The organism is [Clostridium] symbiosum, from assembly GCA_036419695.1.
Taxonomy (GTDB): domain Bacteria; phylum Bacillota; class Clostridia; order Lachnospirales; family Lachnospiraceae; genus Otoolea; species Otoolea symbiosa_A.
Window position 1 is genome coordinate 3,074,421 of sequence record CP143946.1, and the last position, 17,827, is coordinate 3,092,247.

Genomic DNA, 17,827 nt, shown 5'->3' on the forward strand with positions numbered 1-17,827 from the left:
TCTCCTATTATTTTTTAGTTTTTCTAAACGGTAATGGAGTGGACAATCCGTCCGCCCACCACGGTCATTACAACTCTCACCTCATCAAACTCATCCGGTGATATCTCAAAAATATCGGTATCAAGAACCTGAAGATCCGCCAGCTTGTCAACCTCTATGCTGCCGGTCACATTCTCCCTGTGGTTCTGGTATGCCCCGTTAATCGTGTACATTCTGATTCCGTCTTCAATCGTGCAGCCGTTGCCCTTGTTATAGCAGGTGCCCGAAACGGTTGTTCTCGTCATCGCGAATTTAAGCCCCATCAGCCAGTTAACCGTCATGCAGGGAGCGTCGGACCCCTGGCTCACCACGACGCCGTTGTCCATAAAACGCTGGTAATCAAACATTTTGGACGGATCCTCCGGGTCCACGCTGTTCACCAGAGATTCCATGAATCCCCACGGAGCCACTGCCTGCGAGGAAAGCACGATATGGTGCTTTGCACATTTTCTCATATTCTCATCCGAAAAATCGTCACCGTGAATGACAAAATGGCGCAGATCTTTTCCAGGGTACAGTTCCATTGCTTTCACGTAGGCATCCACAATGGTGTCGATTCCGCATCCTCCTGTGGAATGGATTCCTATCTGGTATCCCATCCGGTGAAGTTCCACAATGGTTCTCGTGATCTCTTCCCTCTGTTCCTCTATCGTATCTCCCGGGAAATAGCTGCTTCCGCCCGTCTTTCTTCCGTCCGGGCGCAGCCACATGCTGTCTCCGAAGAGTTTAACGGCGCAGGCGTCGACCCAGTTTCTGTCTTTTAATTCCGGAACCCTTCCGGCTCCCGCTCCCCCGATGATGGCGTCATAGGTGGAAAGGCCGTTAAGGCCCGCCATGATATTGACCGAAACACGGGCCGTGAGCTCGCCCGCCTCCCCCATTGCTTCATACACATCGATTACCCGGGAACCTCCGGCGCCGGCAAAGAGATGATCTCCGCCGATTCCGACCATGTCGGTATGGGTGGTGACGCCGTTCTCATTCATCTCTCTCTGCAGCAGGATAATACAGTCACGGATCTGTTCATCGCTCAGAAGCGTGGACACTTTTCCAACCGCATCCATCAGCATAAAATCGTCGAGATACCCGGTCGGTTCCCCGTCTTCCCGTCTCTGGATTTTGCCCTCGTGGCGCTTAAGCTCCGGCGTGTCCTTTGTAATTCCCACCAGTTCAAGCGCCCTGGTGTTTACAAGTATATGGTGAAGTCCGCTGTTGGCGAGCCATACCGGATGATCCGGCACCGCCTCATCGATATCCCAGCGGGTGATCTGCCGATGTTCCTCTGCGCACTCCCGGATGCAGCCGGAGCTCAGGCCGGAACCCATGATCCACTGTCCTTTCGGCGTCTTTTCCGCCGCATCCCTTAATATCTTTTTAATGTCATCCAGGCAGGAAACATGCTCCTCCCCCACGTCCAGGAACCAGGGCATTTTATAAAGTCCGGCCAGACAGGCATGCGTATGGCAGTCCTGGGCGCCGGGAAGCATCAGCTTTCCCTTCAGATCAATTACTTCCGTTCCTTTCCCGATATGGCATTTTATCTCTTCATCACTTCCGGTATCGATGATCCATCCGTCTTTTACCGCAATTGCCGTACAGAAATTAAAATCCGTATCGACTTTTGCGATCTTTCCATTCATAAAAACAAGATCTGCCAAAACTGACATTCCTTTGTCCTCCATCATTGGCTAATTATTTCATAAAGTTCTCCTGATACTGTTTCGGTGAAATACCGGTCAGGCTTTTAAAGACCGTGCAAAAATAGCTGATACTGTTAAACCCGGTCTGAAATGCGACTTCGTTCGGCTTACCTCCCTTGGCCAGAAACTCCTTTGCCCGCTCTATCCTGTATTTCGCCAGGTACTGTCTGAAAGACTCTCCCCGCATATTTTTGAAAAGGCGCCCGAAATGGTAAGAGCTGTAATGAAAGAGGGTCGCCATTACGTCCAGATTAAACTCGCTGTTGGGATAATACTTTTCTATTACCTCGTCGATTTTATGTAACAGCAGTTCCTCAGAACTCTGTGCTTCCGCTCCCAATTCCTTTATTAATTTACTGCAAAACTGTTCCATCGCCTTTTCGATATCGTCTGCAAACATGCTGTTGATAATCTGTTTCGATGTGTTCAAATATGCTTTTTCCAGTGTATCAATCGGTATTCTGGAGCCGCAGAACCGCTCTCTCAGTGAGTCGGTGAAACTTACCAGTATCAGGCGTATATTGGTCGGTGACATCGCGACGGACAGCATGTACCGCATCATCCTGCCCACCTGTTCTTTCACCGCGTTCTGTTCTCCCGCCGTGATACCGGAGACAATCTCAGAGCCGAAATTTTTAAGCTCGTCCCTGGAAAAAACCGTCTTAGGTTCTTTAATGTCCTTGTAAAATACCATATGGTTCTTCCCCAGCCTGAAACAATGGAACAATCCTTCCTTGCCCTCGGCATAGGCCTGCGGAAATCTTGAAAGGCTGCTGCAGTATCTGCTGATTCCGATTGCAACGCCCTCTCCGATTTCTTCGTTGACCCTTACAATCATCTCCGATGCCAGTTCCCTGATTTTCTCTGTGACCTCTTTTTCTTCCGAGGAGGATTGCTGGCCGGTGCACAGGAATACGCCGATTACGCCTCTTCCCGTATAGGATGCCACCAGCCCCTCTATACCACTTCGCTTCACACACCGCTGAAGGATCTGGGTTATGTTGAAACGTCTCGGGAACTGGTTAAACTCCGGATAAAACTGGAACACGTCGTTATAATCCGTCTGTATCAGCAGAAGCCGGTCAGGAACGCAGCTGAGTCCAACCAACTGCAGGATCTCATCCACATGGCTGCTGTTCAGGTTTCCATATATGATGCTGTAGGCGAACTCCTGACAGTACAAATCATATTGCCCGTCTTTTGTACTGCCTTTAAATTTTCTGAAAAATGCAGGAATATCTTTAATAATAATCTCGTTTGAATCCATCTTGCAGCACTCCTTGTAGTCTTTTTTTAATCAAGTGTACCACAAAGCTTTCCTGTTCTTCCATATTTCCAACAAAAAAACCGACAGACAATAACCATACCATATCTGATATGCAGTCTCCCGGTGTACACCATTTTTTTAATATGTGAGCTCACACTGTGTTCAGAAGAATCACTGAATAGAATTGTTTTAAAATAAGTAAGGAAATTTGTGTGTGTGGAATTTCTTTATGTTTTAAGGATAACATTTCCGAAAAGTAAAGTCATTAAAGAAACCTGCTTTTTTATACAATAATTATACATACACTTTACAAAGTGGTATAGCCCTGCCGGACGGATATGATGGAATCCCGGTATCTGCTCCTTTCAATACACCGCTTCCTGACGGTTCCGGACAGTCTGAATTAAATATTTTCCCGGCTTCCTGTCACAATCTGATTCCGGCACTGTCTAATCTCTTAGAAGGGCTGATCCGGAGAACCGATCCGGCAGCAATCGAACATCACAGGAGGAACTATATGAAGACATTAATGATTATTTAAACCGGGCTCTGGCCGGATTCCAGATGCCGCGGCGCTAGATGAGCGAAACATAACAGTACCGTCCTTTAACGCAATAAACTTCCTCCCGGGTAAGCAGCCTTATATTTTTCACCACCTGCCCGGAGGGAATTTCCTTTTCGTTTGTTGAAACGTTATTTCTTTCTAAAAGTATGCGGCCTCCTCTTACTGAAAGCCCAGCCTCCCCTTATCGGAGCAGAGGCATGCTGCCGGTGAGCTTGTTTACTTTTTTCTTTGGCCCGCAGATGGCCAGCCCAAAGTACTGCAGGGCACTTTCAGGGGCATTTCCCATTTTCTCCGTGAAATCGCCATAGTCATTGCAGCTCTGTGCCAAATCCGAAAAATCCACCACCGTCAGTTCCTGAAAATCGGGCTGATAGAGCTTTTCCCTGATTTCCCTGATTGTTTCCGGTGAACCCTTTAAAATCGGCACAGGAACTCCGATGATGCCCAGATGCTCGTTGCCGTTTCGGTCGGTTACATTCTCTCCAACCACCTCAGGCATCTCTTTTCCCAGTGTGATTCCCATAATCGCTGTGGTATTTGCAATGATTCCCAGCGGAAGCTGATCATCGATGATCATGACACATTTCTCGTTTTGTAAATCCATTTTTTGTTCCTCCTGTACTCAAATGCGGTATTCCTGCAGCTCTTTTATGCTCCAGCCTGCTGCCCTGCTTTCTCTGTTTCTAATGCTTATCGATTACCTTATCATATCGGGGAGGAAAAATCTTGTAAGATATTCTCATTTTTGGACCGTTATGCGGATGATCTTGAGGTATAACCGGAAATGGCTCAGGGTTCTTACCCTAAATGACGCTTTAATAATAGCGTTGGTACTGATTAAAAAATCCGCGCCTCCCATATTGATGGAAAGAACGGATTTTTTATCATCGCAGTGTTTAAAATTGAAATGATTAACGTATTTTAATATCCTACATCTGTTTAATTTTCACATATACCACTTTCAGCAGTTTATTATTTGGATTCTTCATTGTCCTTGTCTCAAGATAATCAAAACTCTCAATAAACTGGCCCAGTTTTTTACACTTATAGTTACGTGGATCAAAGCCGGGAACTCTCTTTGGAAGCACGGTTCCTATCTCGGACTGGTTGATCCAGCCGTTTTCATCGGATCTCGACTCGATGATTGAGACAATCTCCGCACCAATCTCTTCTTTTGTCGGCACATTGTTCAGTCTCAAATCGTCCTTGACATGATCCGTTTTTTCCTCCTGGTTGTCCGGAGCTTCAACCTGATGGGCTTTCTGCCTTCCTTCGGAAGGTTTCTTCGTATCCCGTTCCTCCGAAGGCCGGTAGGCCGCCGGCGGTTCCGCGATTTTAGCGGTCTTCTCCGCTGTTACCTTATTATCCTCCGCCTGCTCCTCCAGGCTCTCCTGGTACAGTAAGTCGAGGAATTTAAACGTCTCACAGGCGGAAACGAGGGAATTCGGAGTTTTCTGCTCCCCCATTCCAATTACGATCATGCCGGCCTCACGAAGCCGGATTGCCAATTTTGTAAAATCACTGTCCGATGTCACCAGACAGAACCCGTTGACCTTTCCCGAATACAGGATGTCCATTGCATCTATAATCAGAGCAGAGTCCGAGGCATTCTTCCCCTTTGTATAATTAAACTGGAAAACCGGCGTAAGCGCAAAGTCACGCAGCGCATCCTGCCATGCCATGACACTGGGGTTGGTAAAGTCGCCGTAAATACGCTTGTATGTAGCAATTCCGTAATCACTTACTTCATCCATAATTAATTTAATGTACTTTTTCGATACGTTCTCTGCGTCTATCAATACTGCAATCTTGTCCTGTTTATCCATAAATGCCTCCAACATTTTATCAACTGGGGAAATTATATCATATAGGGGGGGTTTATTCAAATAGAAATGGGGATTGTCTTCAGTCCCGGGGAAAGGGGAGCGCTGGGTGGGGATTCCGGAAGAAAGAAATCTCCTGCAGGGACCCGCTTCCGCTTATGGAGTGCATAACGGTACTAGGACGCCTGAAAAACGCCGTCCAAGTGCCGATGGACTCCAACGTCCCCTTCGGGGATTTTAACTCTGGATTCCTGTTTCTTTGTAATGTACGGTTGATTTGTTCCAGTATTCTTTATATACTCTCCCGTTCTGTCCGTCGAGATTGAGTTGGTACATGCGGAAGGTTACCAGGATGTTTTTGGGCTGCCACTGCTCTTCGTAGCTGTACTCGTAGCCCATGCCAAGCTGCCTCATTACGCCGCCGCTTCGGGGGTTTTTGACGTCATGGGTGGCCGTGATATAGGGCATGCCGTCTTTTTTCAACTGTTCAATCAGCGCTCTGCCCGCCTCGGTGACTATCCCCCGATGCCAGAATTCTTTCCGAAGTCCGTAACCTAAATCATGATTATCCTCAACACTGACCTTGATGTATCCGATTGGGATATTATCCTCTTTCAGACAAATGGCATATTGATAACCCCTGGGCTGCTGATAGGCAGAAATGTACTTTTCCATTAAAAATTCCCCGGCTTCCTCCACCGATTTTAACGGAAACCAGGGCAAAAAGGTATTCACATCCTCATCACTGTAAATTGCAAACAGAGCATTAACGTCATCCTCTGTAAATTTTCTCAAAATAAGCCTCTCCGTCTCAAGCGCCGGAGTATTCTCATAATTCATAATCCAGTATTCCTTTCCGTTTCCAGTTATCACATCATAGCGGCCGTCTATTTTAATATACAACCTTCCCCAGTCTATGTCACGCCATATCTCATACCGTATCCCCAGTACCACATCCCCAGAATATATCCGCGTACATGGATACCCAGCGCACGCATAGGCCAATAAAAAAGTACTTTATCCCGCTTGTAATGAGATAGACACCTGCAGGAGGTGTCATATCATCCACTCGGAATAAAGTACTATCACAATTCTATAAACTGCCAGACGCGTAAACAGAATCCTTCGCGGCACAAGCCGTGGCTGCAACAATACCGGCCCTGCCGTCCGCGTCCTCTTTCCTCAGCTTCATTTAAAGATCAAAAGGCTGAACTTCATCTCTCTCAATCAAAAACGTTACCGGTCTCAGTCCGTCTGTACAGCAGCCGACCTCAACTCCGTCTTCTTTCGTCCAGGGTGCGTAGGAACCGCCTCGGCTGATCGTCAGCATCTGTGGGTAAAGAGCGGCCCATGCCTGAGGACAGAACCCCTCCGGACATGTCATAAATGCATCTACGATAATTTCCTGGCCCTCTTTAAAGCCTCCGCATGGTTTCAGTTCTTTTCCGATCGATAAATATTTCTCTGCCAGTTCCGGATAGATTGCTGTCTTTAATACTGTTAATTTTACTTTATACATTTCTGCCATGATTTTATACCTCTTTTTTCTTTCATTATTTTTGTGTAGTAGTTAAATTTTTTATCTCAGCATATTCTTTACATTTACATTATTTAATCATCTGTTCCGGGCGTCAGGCCGCCCGTCTGCGGCGCCCGTTTTCCCACCGGTTCCGGCTATACGCTTTACGGCAGCCGGATGACGCCCGGATATCCGGTACCCCTGTCAATACGCCAGAATTCTGGCCGGGTTATCGATCATGATACTCCTGATTGCATAATCCGACACACCGCCGTATTGTTTGAGCGCCGGTACTGCAAATTTGGTAAGACGGCAGTAGCCTTCCCCGCCACATCGTCTGGCCATTGTTTTGACGCACATATCGGTGCCCAGTACCATCTGCCGGCAGTGGCCTTCATTAATCAGTTTTACAAGGCCGGCTAATTTCATATAATCCGGATTTGACTGGGAACCCAGGGCCTCCAGGTCAATCTGGCCCGACATGAACTCCACGGATACGTTGGCTCCCTCTGAAAGGATTGCTTTCGCCACATCCAGGTTAAGAGCCCAAAGCTCCGGATACCGTATCATCTCCGACAGTCCCCTGTTGTTCGCCATCGGAACATGTGCAATGACAATCTTCTCTGCCGGGACGCCTTCTTCCTTCAGGACTTCCACAACCTTCCTTGGATCGCCTCCTCCCTGGCCGCAGGGATGAACCGTAATCGACATCCCCGTATCCTTTGCCATCTGGCCTCCGGCCCGCAGGGACATCTCCTCTCTCCTTGTGAAGCTTGAAAGCGCTATTTTTACACAGCCGGGTTTCACTCCGGTATCCCCGATGCCGTTTTCAAACTCCTCCATCATACGCTGATAGAAATCGGCTGTCTTCCAGCCGTCAAAACGTCCCATCCAGGATGATTCAATATAAAAGCCGGTGGCCGTGATAATATTGACCCCTGTCTTTTCTGAAATTCTTTTAATCGCCGCCACATCCAGGCGGATTCCCGGAACGCTCAGTTCCAGCAGGGAATCTCCTCCCGATTCTTTATAATCGGCAACTTCTCCCGTCATAACTTCCTCATCGTCAAGATTCATTGCATCCTGGCACAGGGTAAAGTTGCGTTTTAAAAGGCCGATATTTTCCAGTGAAATCTTGTCTTCCCATTGAATTGGGAGGTTCTTCGGCATCGAAGGGCGGCAAATCTCCCCCATATCGGTCCCGTCAAACATCACATGTTCGTGCATATCGGTATAGCCTAATTCCTCCGGTGCAATGTCACCGCACACAGTTGTAATCCTGGGCATAGTATCCTCCTTAAATGAAACATAATGATTCCGTACTTTCATAGCTGCCTCACTGCTCTCAGCCGTTGCCCTCCATTAAATGGCAGGCCGCAAGATGTCCGTCTCCGCATGGGTGGAGCTTCGGATTTTCTTTTTCGCAGCGCTCCGTCGCATACTGGCATCGCGGATGGAAGGGACAACCGCTTGGGCGGTTGGCCGGGTCGGCGATATTTCCTTCTATTACCTGCAGACGGCTTGCCTTGGTCTGAAGCGTCGGAATACAGGTGAGAAGCCCCTTCGTGTAGGGATGCTTCGGATGTTTAAACAGGTCGGCCGTATAGGCCTCCTCCACAATCTGGCCGCTGTAAAATACCACAACGCGGTCGGCGACGTCGGAGATTACGCCCAAATCATGCGTCACAATCATAATGCTCATTCCGTATTCGCCGCGGAGCTTCTTAATCAAATCCATAATCTGTGCCTGGATTGTCACATCCAGAGCCGTAGTCGGCTCGTCCGCCAGCAGAATCTGCGGTTTACAGGCCAGGGCCATGGCAATCATAACCCTCTGGCGCATGCCTCCGGAAAGCTGGTGGGGATAGTCATTGATCCTTTTTTCCGCATTGGGGATCTCCACCTGTTTGAGAAGTTCCAGGGCCTTTGCCATCGCCGCATTTTTCAGCATCCTCTCATGCAGCATCAGGCTCTCTGCAATCTGCGGTCCGATTTTAATAACCGGATCCAGGCTGGTCATTGGCTCCTGGAATATCATGGAAATCTCTTTTCCCCTGATTCTGGTGAAATCCCTCATCGGCATATCCAGAATGTTCTGGCCTTTATAGTAGATTTCCCCTTCTATCTGTGCGGGCGGCGTCTTTAAAAGACGCAGAATCGCCGACATCGTAACGCTCTTGCCGCATCCTGACTCTCCTACAATTCCCAGAGTCTCACCTTTGCCCAGTGACAGGTTCACGCCGTTTACCGCATGGATTGCTCCGCCGTCCATTGGAAATTTTACGAACAGATTTTTTATTTCCAAAATTTTATCATTATCCAACTTCGTACCTCCTAAAGCGTTACTGCCATTATTTTAATTTGGGGTCCAGATAATCTCTGATACCATCGCCCAAAAGATTGAATGCAAAGATTGTCAGTGCAATCATCAGTCCGGCGAAACCTGCAATCCAGGGTGCGTTGAATATGTAGCTCTTGCCTTCGCTGATAACAAGTCCCCAGGACGGTGTCGGTTTCGGAATGCCGAATCCCAGATATCCCAGTGAGGACTCCGCCATTATGGAACCGCCGACGCTGAAAGAAAGAATTACGAAAATCTGAGGCAGCGTATTCGGAAGGATATGGCGGAACAGAATCTTACTGCTCTTTGTGCCCATGGATTTCGCCGCCATAACATAGGTTCTCTCCCCCACGTTCAGGGCCGCCCCTCTTGTAACACGGTAAAAGGCCGGTATTAACGGAACTCCCAGCGACAGGCACATGTTGAGGACGGACGGCCCCAGGGCGATTCCAATCAGCAGTGAAAGCAAAATCGATGGGAATGACATGAATACGTCCATGACACGGCCCAGGGCAAAGTCGAAGGGACCTTTAAAATATCCGCCCATCAGGCCGAGAACGGAACCGAGCACCAGGCCCAGCGCCACCGCTGCCAGGGATACGGTCAGGGAAATTCTGGCTCCGTAGATAACTCTGGTCCAGACATCGCGGCCAAAGTTGTCAGTGCCCATAATATGTTTGGCGCTGGGCGGCTGCAGCTTATCGGAAAGCGTTATCGTATCAAATGCATAAGGGGTCAGAAAATTGGCAAAAACCGCCAGACAGACGATGACAGCCAGGATAAGCAGGCCGGCCGCAATCCCCTTATTTTTCTTTAAAAATTTAATCATAGCTTTATCCTCCTGCCTATTCCTGTACAATGCTTAAATCCAGTTCCCCGGCCCTGTGGCAGGCGACCTGATGGCCCGGTGAAAACTCGGTAAGCTCCGGCTCCTCACAGCGGCATAAATCCTTAACAAATGGACATCTGTCCTGGAAAATGCAGCCCTTTGGAGGGTTCATGAGGTTCGGAAGATCCCCCTGCAGAATCAAACGTTTCGTCTTCACGTCGGGGTCCGGAATCGGCACTGCCGAGAGAAGAGCGCAGCTATATGGATGGAGACAGTTTTCAAACAGCTCGTCCTTATCAGCAACCTCCACCAGCTTACCAAAATACATAACCCCGATCTTATCGGAAACAAATTTTACCACTGCCAGGTTGTGGGAAATAAATACATAGGTCAGGCCGTTTTTCTCCTTTAAATCCAGAAGAAGGTTCAGTATCTGCGCCTGGATGGAAACGTCCAGCGCCGATACGACTTCATCACAGAGCAGCAGTTTCGGCGACAGGGCAAGACTTCTGGCGATGCAGAGCCTCTGCCTCTGTCCTCCCGATAACTGGTGGGGATAGCGGACCATCAGTTTCTCGGGCAGCCCCACTTCCTGAAACAGCTCTTTTACACGTTCGTTTATCTGTTCCCTGCTGTAGCCAAAATTCTCCATCGGCTCGGCAACAATCTGTTTTAAATTAAACCGCGGATTCAGGGAGTCGTAAGGATCCTGGAACACGATCTGCATGTCCTTGCGGATTGCATCTAACTGCCGCTTCGGCATGTTCGTGATATCCTGGCCGTCGAAAATGACCTTTCCCCCTGATGCTTCCATCAGTTTCATAACCAGCTTCGCCAGCGTGCTCTTTCCACAGCCGGATTCTCCGACGAGTCCAAAGGTTTCTCCGCGTTTTACAGAAAAGGACACCTGATTGACAGCCTTGAATACTGTTTTATCAAATAATTTTCCACTGCTTGCTTTATAATATTTGCATATATTTTCTACCTGCAGGATATCGTCGTTATCCTGCACACATTCCTGCATTACACTCATTGTCCCAACTGCCTTTCTTCACTATTTATCCGACTGAACACGGATTCTCGGATCGATGATGCTGTACATGACATCCGTCAACAGGTTTACGACGATCAGCAGGATGGCAATAAATACGGCCGTTCCCTGAACGACGGGATAATCCCTCTTAGTCACCGCATCCATCAGAAGCTTTCCGATACCGGGCCTGTTGAAGACAGTCTCAATGACGATTGAACCGCCAAAACTGGACGCCAGGTTATAGCCGATGATCGTGGCAATGGGGATTGCCGCGTTTCTCAGGGCGTGTTTGAATAAAACGGCTTTCTCGCTGAGTCCCTTTGCCCTTGCGGTCCTGATAAAGTCCTCCCCCATTACCTCCAGCATGCTGGAACGTGTCGTACGTATGGTCAGGGCGCTTCCGCCGAGCACCATCGTAAGCACGGGAGCCACAATAGTCTGGAAATAGTTGGCGCTTTCACTCTGGATGCCGATAACCGGTATCAGCTTCAGCTTCACGGCAAGCACCACCAGAACGATAATCGCCACATAGAACGAGGGCAGGGACATTCCTATCGTACTCATGCCGCTGATAACATAGTCGGGCCATTTGCCCCTGTGTACGCTGGCCACTACTCCCCAGATGATTCCCAGAATCGAGTTCAGCGCCATTCCCCAAAGCACCAGCTCCAGCGTACGCGGAAAGCGTTCTTTCAAAAGCACCGTCACTTTTTTGTGGGACGACAGGGATTCACCCAGGTCACCTGTGAAGAATTTCTTTACGGCAATTCCCATCTGTGTAAGCATCGGCTCATCCAGGCCGTTCTGCGCCCGGAAGAGTGTGATCTCTTCCGGGGTTGCAGTCTTTCCAAGCATGACGGAGGCCGGATCTCCGGGAACCATCCTGATAATCAGAAATACAGCCAGGAACACGCCTAAAATGGTCGGAATCGCCATCAAAACACGCATACCAAAATATTTTTTCATAGACTACTCCTTAACATAGTTACTGCGCAACCATTATTCCTCGATGTATGCCTCCCGGCATGTCAGCATCAGACCCGTTGTAATCTTTAAATCTTTTACTTTCGGATTTACAACCTGGTGGATGGAATAGGTGGTCATTGAGTAAAGGCAGCCTGAATCCATGATATTCTTCTGTGCCTCATTGTAGAGTTCCGCTTTCTTTGTCAAATCGTTCTCTTCAACTGCCGCTGCAACGAGTCTGTCGTATTCCGGGTCGTTGTATGCAATATAGTTGATGGTGCTTTCGCTTGTAAACTGTTTTAATACGTTGTCAGGAATAACAGGACAAGAATCCCAGAACAGGTAAATCGGGATTTCTCCGGCCTTTGCCTTATCCAGCCATACTCCAAAGTCTACCGTCTGAAGGTTCACTTTCAGGCCAATCTGTGTCAGAAACTGCTGTACCAGTGTAGCCGGGCCAGAGCTCAGTGTATCGTTCGGGGAGTACATGTCAATCTCAAAACCGTTCGGATATCCGGCTTCTGCGAGAAGTTCTTTGGCTTTTTCCGGGTTGTATTCCGGATTCCAGTAATCTTCCAGTGCGTAACGGCAGAATGTCGGAAGGAAACCTTTGGACACCTCTTCCGTTCCCTTGAAATACTCGTTGCAGACCATTTCGCGGTCGATACTGAGTGCAATTGCCTCGCGTACCTTCGGATCATTTAACGGTTCAAAATTGGCATTGATTCCGATAAAGGACTGTGCGGAATCTCTGGCGTTAAGAAGCACATAAGTGTCTGGATTTGCCATGTATTCTTCAACTTTTTCCAGATTATTTACGTCGTATGTATCGATTTCTCCCGCCTCCATCGCATTGGCGAGTGTTACATCATCCGGGATTACATAGTATTCCACGCGATCCAGTTTGGCTTTCTGTCCCCAGTATCCGTCGAATTTAACCGTGCTGTATTTCTCTCCCGGCACACCGCCGTCTTCCAGCATGAATGGGCCTGTTCCAATCGGACGTTTCTGGTATTCTTCCAGTCCCATCTCTTCCACTGCCTTCTGGCTTGTGATGGTGAGGTAAGATCTGGCAACCTTATCAGGGAAGAACACATCGCCTTCTTTTAAGGTAAATACTACAGTATAATCATCCGGGGCCTCCACCCTATCGATATTCGCAAGACCAAGGTTCGTCGCATTTGTCGCCGTGTTGTTGATGGCCGGATCCGAGAGGCGGCCCACCGAAAATACTACATCGGAAGCTTTCATCTCGCCGTAATCATAGTGGAACTGCACACCCTGGCGGAGTTTAAATGTATAGGTCTTTAAATCATCGGAAGTTTCCCATGATTCTGCAAGAAACGGAGCTGGTTCCTGATTCTCGTCATACTGAAGAAGCGACTCGAATACGTCCGGGCCGAATTGGAAGGAGATGCCTGAGAAGGTAGCCGGATCAAAATTGCCGTTGCCAGAATCCCAGGTTCTGCCTACACGAAGTACGGAGCCGCCTGAACTGCTCCCGCCATTTTCTGTTTTTGCTGATGAGGATTGTGCCGCATCCCCGGACGTACTGCCGGAACATGCGCTTAAAGAAGCTGCTGCCGTAACTGCGGCCATAAGCAGCGCAAGATATTTCCTGTTAGATTTTTTCAAACTCTTGATTCCCTTCATTTGCCTCTCTCCTTTTCCACTTAAATCGTTAGCAGGAACGGAAGCAATGACTGAAATACTGATATCCTTACTGTAAAACCTTAGAATTGCTTTCACAAAGCAGCGAAAAGCACGCTTCGCGAACTTTTCATTGCCACTCAACAATGAAAAATATGCCTTGCATATTCCTCACTGCCAATCAACAATATAAGGCTCAATAATCCGGCCTTACACCATCACCAATTAAAGGTAAGCAAAACGTTCCGAAATTCCACACACATTTGATATTTCAGATTGCTTCACTACCAATCCTGATTTGAGCTTTCATCACATGAATTTTAATCTGTTATTTAAGCCATCCATCAGTAACTTGTCCAAAGTTTACTATTTTTTTTGTAAATTGTCAACATATTTTTGCATTTTCTTTGCAAGTTTATTTTCCGTCTTTGGTTTCTATCGTTGATTTCTGTAATATGAATGTTTTTCCAAGTGTCAGTATTTCGTCTTCACCCAACTTCAGGGAAGCCAGAAAAGAGACGAGATCATCGGCCTGTTTCTCCAGATCTTCCACTCCCTTCTCCCTGCTCTCCACATAAGTTCCGCTCCCGCGCACCTGCCTGATAAGACCTGCCTTCTGAAGTTCGGAAAACGCAGCCTTTAAGGTTCCGCGCGCCACCCCGTAAAGATTACAGAGTTCTCTTTCCCCGGGGAGTTTCTGGCCTTCCCGCCACTGCCCGGACTCGATTCTTCTCCTGACATCATCCACAATCTTTCCATAGACCGGTGTTTCTTTTCTCTCCGTCATCTCTTTCTCCGCTCCATAAATCCTTTAATCTGCTCCAAAGATTCCTTGGTCACCCCATAATTAAACACAATGTAGCGGCTTCCCATCGTCTTCATCTGCCTGATGATCTCCTCTTCCTGCACGGATACCAGCCATATAATATCATCGGAACGGATTGCCTTTTTCTTATCCGCCCACTCTTCCTTCTGGCAGAGGTAAAAGGTATTGTGCCTTCCTAAAAGAGCAAGAGTATGGCTGATGTGCATCAGAAAATCCTGGCTGTCATAGACGATGCCAAGCAGGCAGTCGTCATCGAGTTCTCCAATCTCTTCCTCCTCCGTGTCGGGTACGGCCAGCCTCACCTGCAAAAGCTGTTTCCCGGCCAGTTCCGCCACGGGCAGCACCTCTTCGAAATGAGTCTTCGTGGTGATCCAAAGCTCCTCCCTTGGAATCACCTCTCCGGCCCTCACGCTGCCAACCTCGTAGTAAGTTATGTTAAACTTCCACACCTTCAGCAGATCTCTGATTATGTCGCCTGCAATCTCCGGTGTGCAGTCGATCATGGCCGCCTCCTCCGGTACATCAGGCACAAAAAAGCGGCTGCAGGCCTCACTGATAAGCCGGTAAGTTTCCTCGGGCCCAAGTCCCTCCTTTGCACACTTGTCCCCAAACAGAACCATGTGCCTGATACCAGGCTGCCAGCCCTGCACATAAGTGCCGCTGCCATGGACTCTCCGTATATATCCTTCCGCCTCCAGTTTATCAAATGTCTTCCTGACCGTGCCCTTAGCGAGCCCCGTTTCGCTGCAGAATTCGGCTTCCGACGGCAGCCTGTCCCCCTGTCCGTACTCCCCGGCCTTTATGGCTCCTATAATCTGTTCGGACATCTGCATGTAAGCAGGCTTGCTGTCCTTCATATCAATTTTTATCCTCATAAACCAATCCCACCTTATTTTTTAAATTATACTATATTTTCGTAAAAAAATATACCTTTTCCGACATTGGGCTAGATCATTTTCTGTTTCTATGCACAAATATTAAAACAATCTGTCTGTTTTCTGAAATGACTTAACGCGCTTTTTTGTGTATGATCCGATCAACAGCATATTTCTGAAAATTTACAAAATAATTTAATGTTATCAAAAACAATGAAAAGTACGCACTGCAGACTTTTCATCGTCAGTCAATCATTGCATGACGGCATGCAGAAATTTTTTTATGAAAGGATGTAGCAGACTTATGATGTATCCAAATTTATTTTCACCCATCAAAATTGGCTCTCTTACAATTCGAAATAGAATTGAAGTGGCACCCATGGGCGTCTCCGATCTCACGCCGGAAGGTTATCTTACCCCGGCCAATATAGCCCTCTATGGAGAACGCGCAAAAGGCGGCGCCGGCATTGTAACCATTGGAGAAAGCCTTGTAGACACCGTTACGGGCAAAGCACACGGACGCATGGTTCCCCTCGATTCAGAAGAGATACTCCCCTATCTTATCGACTGTACCGACGAGATTAAACGCCACGGCGCCGCCGCCTCCATTGAACTGATTCATGCCGGACGCCGCGCACACCCTCAGTATACGAACGGCAAGGTCTACGGCCCCAGTGCAGGTGACTGCATTTACGGCGGCCAGGTCATCGAGATGGATGAAGCCATGATCGAATATATCGTGGAAAAATTCGGTGATGCCGCGGAGATGGCAAAACTGGGCGGTGTCGATATGTGTATGGTACACGGCGGCCACGGCTGGCTTTTGGGACAGTTCTTATCTCCCGTCAACAACCAGCGTACCGACCGTTTTGGAGGCAGCCTTGAAAACAGGGCCAGAATCTCCATGATGGTCATTGATAATATCCGTAAAAAATGCGGCAAAGATTTCCCGATTGAATACCGTATCAGCGGCGACGAATTTATGCCGGGCGGTTTCAACCTGGATGAGGCCATTGAACTCTCAAAAATGCTGGACGGCAAGGTGGATCTGATTCACGTATCCGCAACCAGCTTCCATGATAAGGACGCCGCACAGAGAATGTTCCCCAACACCTTCCTTCCGAGGGGCTGTAACGTTTATCTGGCGGAGGCGGTTAAAAAAGCAGTGAAGAACACACCGGTAACGACCGTAGGCGCGCTCGACGATCCGGAAGAGCTTGAGAAAATCATCAGCTCCGGCACCGCCGACATGGTAGCAATGGCCAGAGGCATCGTAGCCGATCCCTATTTTCCGGTAAAAGCCAAAACAGGCCATGCGGACGACATCACACCGTGTATCCGCTGCAACTACTGCCTGAGCGGCAACTTTGTTCCTTACATAAAATACCCGACCAGGGTCAGCCGCTGTACCGTTAATCCACTCTGCGGCAGGGAACTGGAAAGCAGGCAGCCGAAAAAAGCTCCTGTCAGCAAAAAGGTTGTCATTGTGGGCGGAGGCCCATCGGGCATGCAGGCTGCCGTAACGGCCAGCGACAGAGGCCACGACGTAACACTTGTTGAAAAATCTTCCGTTCTCGGCGGCGCTTTAAACTACGCTGTCCGCCCTGACTTTAAAAAAGATATTAAAAAGCTGATGCAGGTACTGGAAAACCGTGTAAAGAACCGCCCAATCGAGATTCTGATGAATACGGAGGCAACCCCGGAACTGATAAGCTCCATCAAACCGGACGCACTGATTATCGCCGTCGGCGCCGCTCCCGCCGTTCCTCCGATTCCCGGCATGGAGAAACCTTTTGTCCATCTCGCCGCCCATTTAGAGGATGACGTAAAGATCGAGGGACCGGTTGTCGTAATCGGAGGCGGACTTGTCGGCTGTGAGGAAGGCCTTCACCTGGCAAAGGAAAAAGGATATGACGTCACGATCCTTGAGATGAAGGACGCCGCCGCCACCGATGCCCCGTTCCTGCACTGGAGAGCTCTGATGATTGAGCTTGAAAAGGAAGAAAAACTCACGCTGCGGACTCAGATTACATGTTCGGAAATTGCAGACGACGGGGTACACGGAACAGACGCAGAAGGAAACGCAGTGGCATTCCCTGCCGGAACCGTTCTCGTCGCTGCCGGAATGAAGGCATTAGACGACGTAACCGACCGTCTGCGCGGCTGTGTCGATGAATATTACGTAGTCGGCGACTGCAAGAAACCGGCTAAGATTCTGGAAGCGCTTCATTACGGCTACTTTGCAGCCATGGACTTATAAAGGTCACAATCCATCATCTTTATATCAGGCGGTGAAAAGCATGTATTACGGCTTTTTACCGCCTCAAACACGAATACTCCGTACGCACTGCGCACGGGTTACATCACCATAATTAAAGGAAAAGGAGTTTCACC

At 48.5% G+C, this 17,827-nt stretch carries 15 protein-coding genes; 1 reads left to right on the forward strand and 14 read right to left on the reverse strand.

What is annotated here, in order from left to right; translation table 11 throughout:
• Positions 1–23 precede the first annotated feature (23 nt).
• From V3C10_14110 to V3C10_14175, 14 genes are all read right to left on the reverse strand, one after another.
• Positions 24–1,706: an amidohydrolase gene (locus V3C10_14110; GenBank protein ID WVP60443.1), complete on the reverse strand. Its 1,683-nt coding sequence runs from the start codon at positions 1,704–1,706 to the stop codon at positions 24–26.
• A gap of 25 nt (positions 1,707–1,731) precedes the next feature.
• The gene (locus V3C10_14115; protein WVP60444.1) at positions 1,732–3,006 is read right to left on the reverse strand and encodes a helix-turn-helix domain-containing protein; all 1,275 of its coding nucleotides are present in this window, start codon (positions 3,004–3,006) and stop codon (positions 1,732–1,734) included.
• A 746-nt stretch (positions 3,007–3,752) separates the two neighbouring features.
• Positions 3,753–4,175: a DUF2000 domain-containing protein gene (locus V3C10_14120; GenBank protein ID WVP60445.1), complete on the reverse strand. Its 423-nt coding sequence runs from the start codon at positions 4,173–4,175 to the stop codon at positions 3,753–3,755.
• Between the two features lie 325 nt (positions 4,176–4,500).
• On the reverse strand, positions 4,501–5,397 hold the full coding sequence (locus tag V3C10_14125) for an NYN domain-containing protein (GenBank protein ID WVP60446.1): 897 nt from the start codon (positions 5,395–5,397) through the stop codon (positions 4,501–4,503).
• A 234-nt stretch (positions 5,398–5,631) separates the two neighbouring features.
• Positions 5,632–6,234 carry a GNAT family N-acetyltransferase gene (locus V3C10_14130; GenBank protein ID WVP60447.1) on the reverse strand — a complete coding sequence of 201 codons (603 nt, stop codon included), beginning with the start codon at positions 6,232–6,234 and terminating at the stop codon, positions 5,632–5,634.
• Positions 6,235–6,586: 352 nt separating this feature from the next.
• Complete coding sequence (locus tag V3C10_14135) at positions 6,587–6,922, reverse strand: TIGR04076 family protein (protein WVP60448.1); 336 nt, start codon at positions 6,920–6,922, stop codon at positions 6,587–6,589.
• A 195-nt stretch (positions 6,923–7,117) separates the two neighbouring features.
• Positions 7,118–8,200, reverse strand: a complete 1,083-nt coding sequence (locus V3C10_14140; GenBank protein WVP60449.1) for a phosphotriesterase — start codon at positions 8,198–8,200, stop codon at positions 7,118–7,120.
• A gap of 58 nt (positions 8,201–8,258) precedes the next feature.
• A complete protein-coding gene (locus V3C10_14145) occupies positions 8,259–9,236 on the reverse strand; it encodes an ABC transporter ATP-binding protein (protein WVP60450.1) in 978 nt (325 codons plus the stop codon).
• A 28-nt stretch (positions 9,237–9,264) separates the two neighbouring features.
• The gene (locus V3C10_14150) at positions 9,265–10,083 is read right to left on the reverse strand and encodes an ABC transporter permease (protein ID WVP60451.1); all 819 of its coding nucleotides are present in this window, start codon (positions 10,081–10,083) and stop codon (positions 9,265–9,267) included.
• A gap of 16 nt (positions 10,084–10,099) precedes the next feature.
• Positions 10,100–11,116, reverse strand: coding sequence for an ABC transporter ATP-binding protein (locus V3C10_14155; protein ID WVP60452.1), 1,017 nt, complete (start codon positions 11,114–11,116; stop codon positions 10,100–10,102).
• Positions 11,117–11,137: 21 nt separating this feature from the next.
• Positions 11,138–12,082 carry an ABC transporter permease gene (locus V3C10_14160; protein ID WVP60453.1) on the reverse strand — a complete coding sequence of 315 codons (945 nt, stop codon included), beginning with the start codon at positions 12,080–12,082 and terminating at the stop codon, positions 11,138–11,140.
• A 33-nt stretch (positions 12,083–12,115) separates the two neighbouring features.
• Positions 12,116–13,735: an ABC transporter substrate-binding protein gene (locus V3C10_14165; GenBank protein ID WVP60454.1), complete on the reverse strand. Its 1,620-nt coding sequence runs from the start codon at positions 13,733–13,735 to the stop codon at positions 12,116–12,118.
• Positions 13,736–14,147: 412 nt separating this feature from the next.
• Complete coding sequence (locus tag V3C10_14170; protein WVP60455.1) at positions 14,148–14,519, reverse strand: GntR family transcriptional regulator; 372 nt, start codon at positions 14,517–14,519, stop codon at positions 14,148–14,150.
• On the reverse strand, positions 14,516–15,433 hold the full coding sequence (locus V3C10_14175) for a GntR family transcriptional regulator (protein WVP60456.1): 918 nt from the start codon (positions 15,431–15,433) through the stop codon (positions 14,516–14,518). The genes V3C10_14170 and V3C10_14175 overlap by 4 nt, the downstream gene beginning before the upstream one ends.
• A gap of 304 nt (positions 15,434–15,737) precedes the next feature.
• On the opposite strand from V3C10_14175, the gene V3C10_14180 reads away from it, so the two are divergent.
• Positions 15,738–17,693: an FAD-dependent oxidoreductase gene (locus V3C10_14180; GenBank protein ID WVP60457.1), complete on the forward strand. Its 1,956-nt coding sequence runs from the start codon at positions 15,738–15,740 to the stop codon at positions 17,691–17,693.
• The last annotated feature ends 134 nt before the right edge of the window (positions 17,694–17,827 follow it).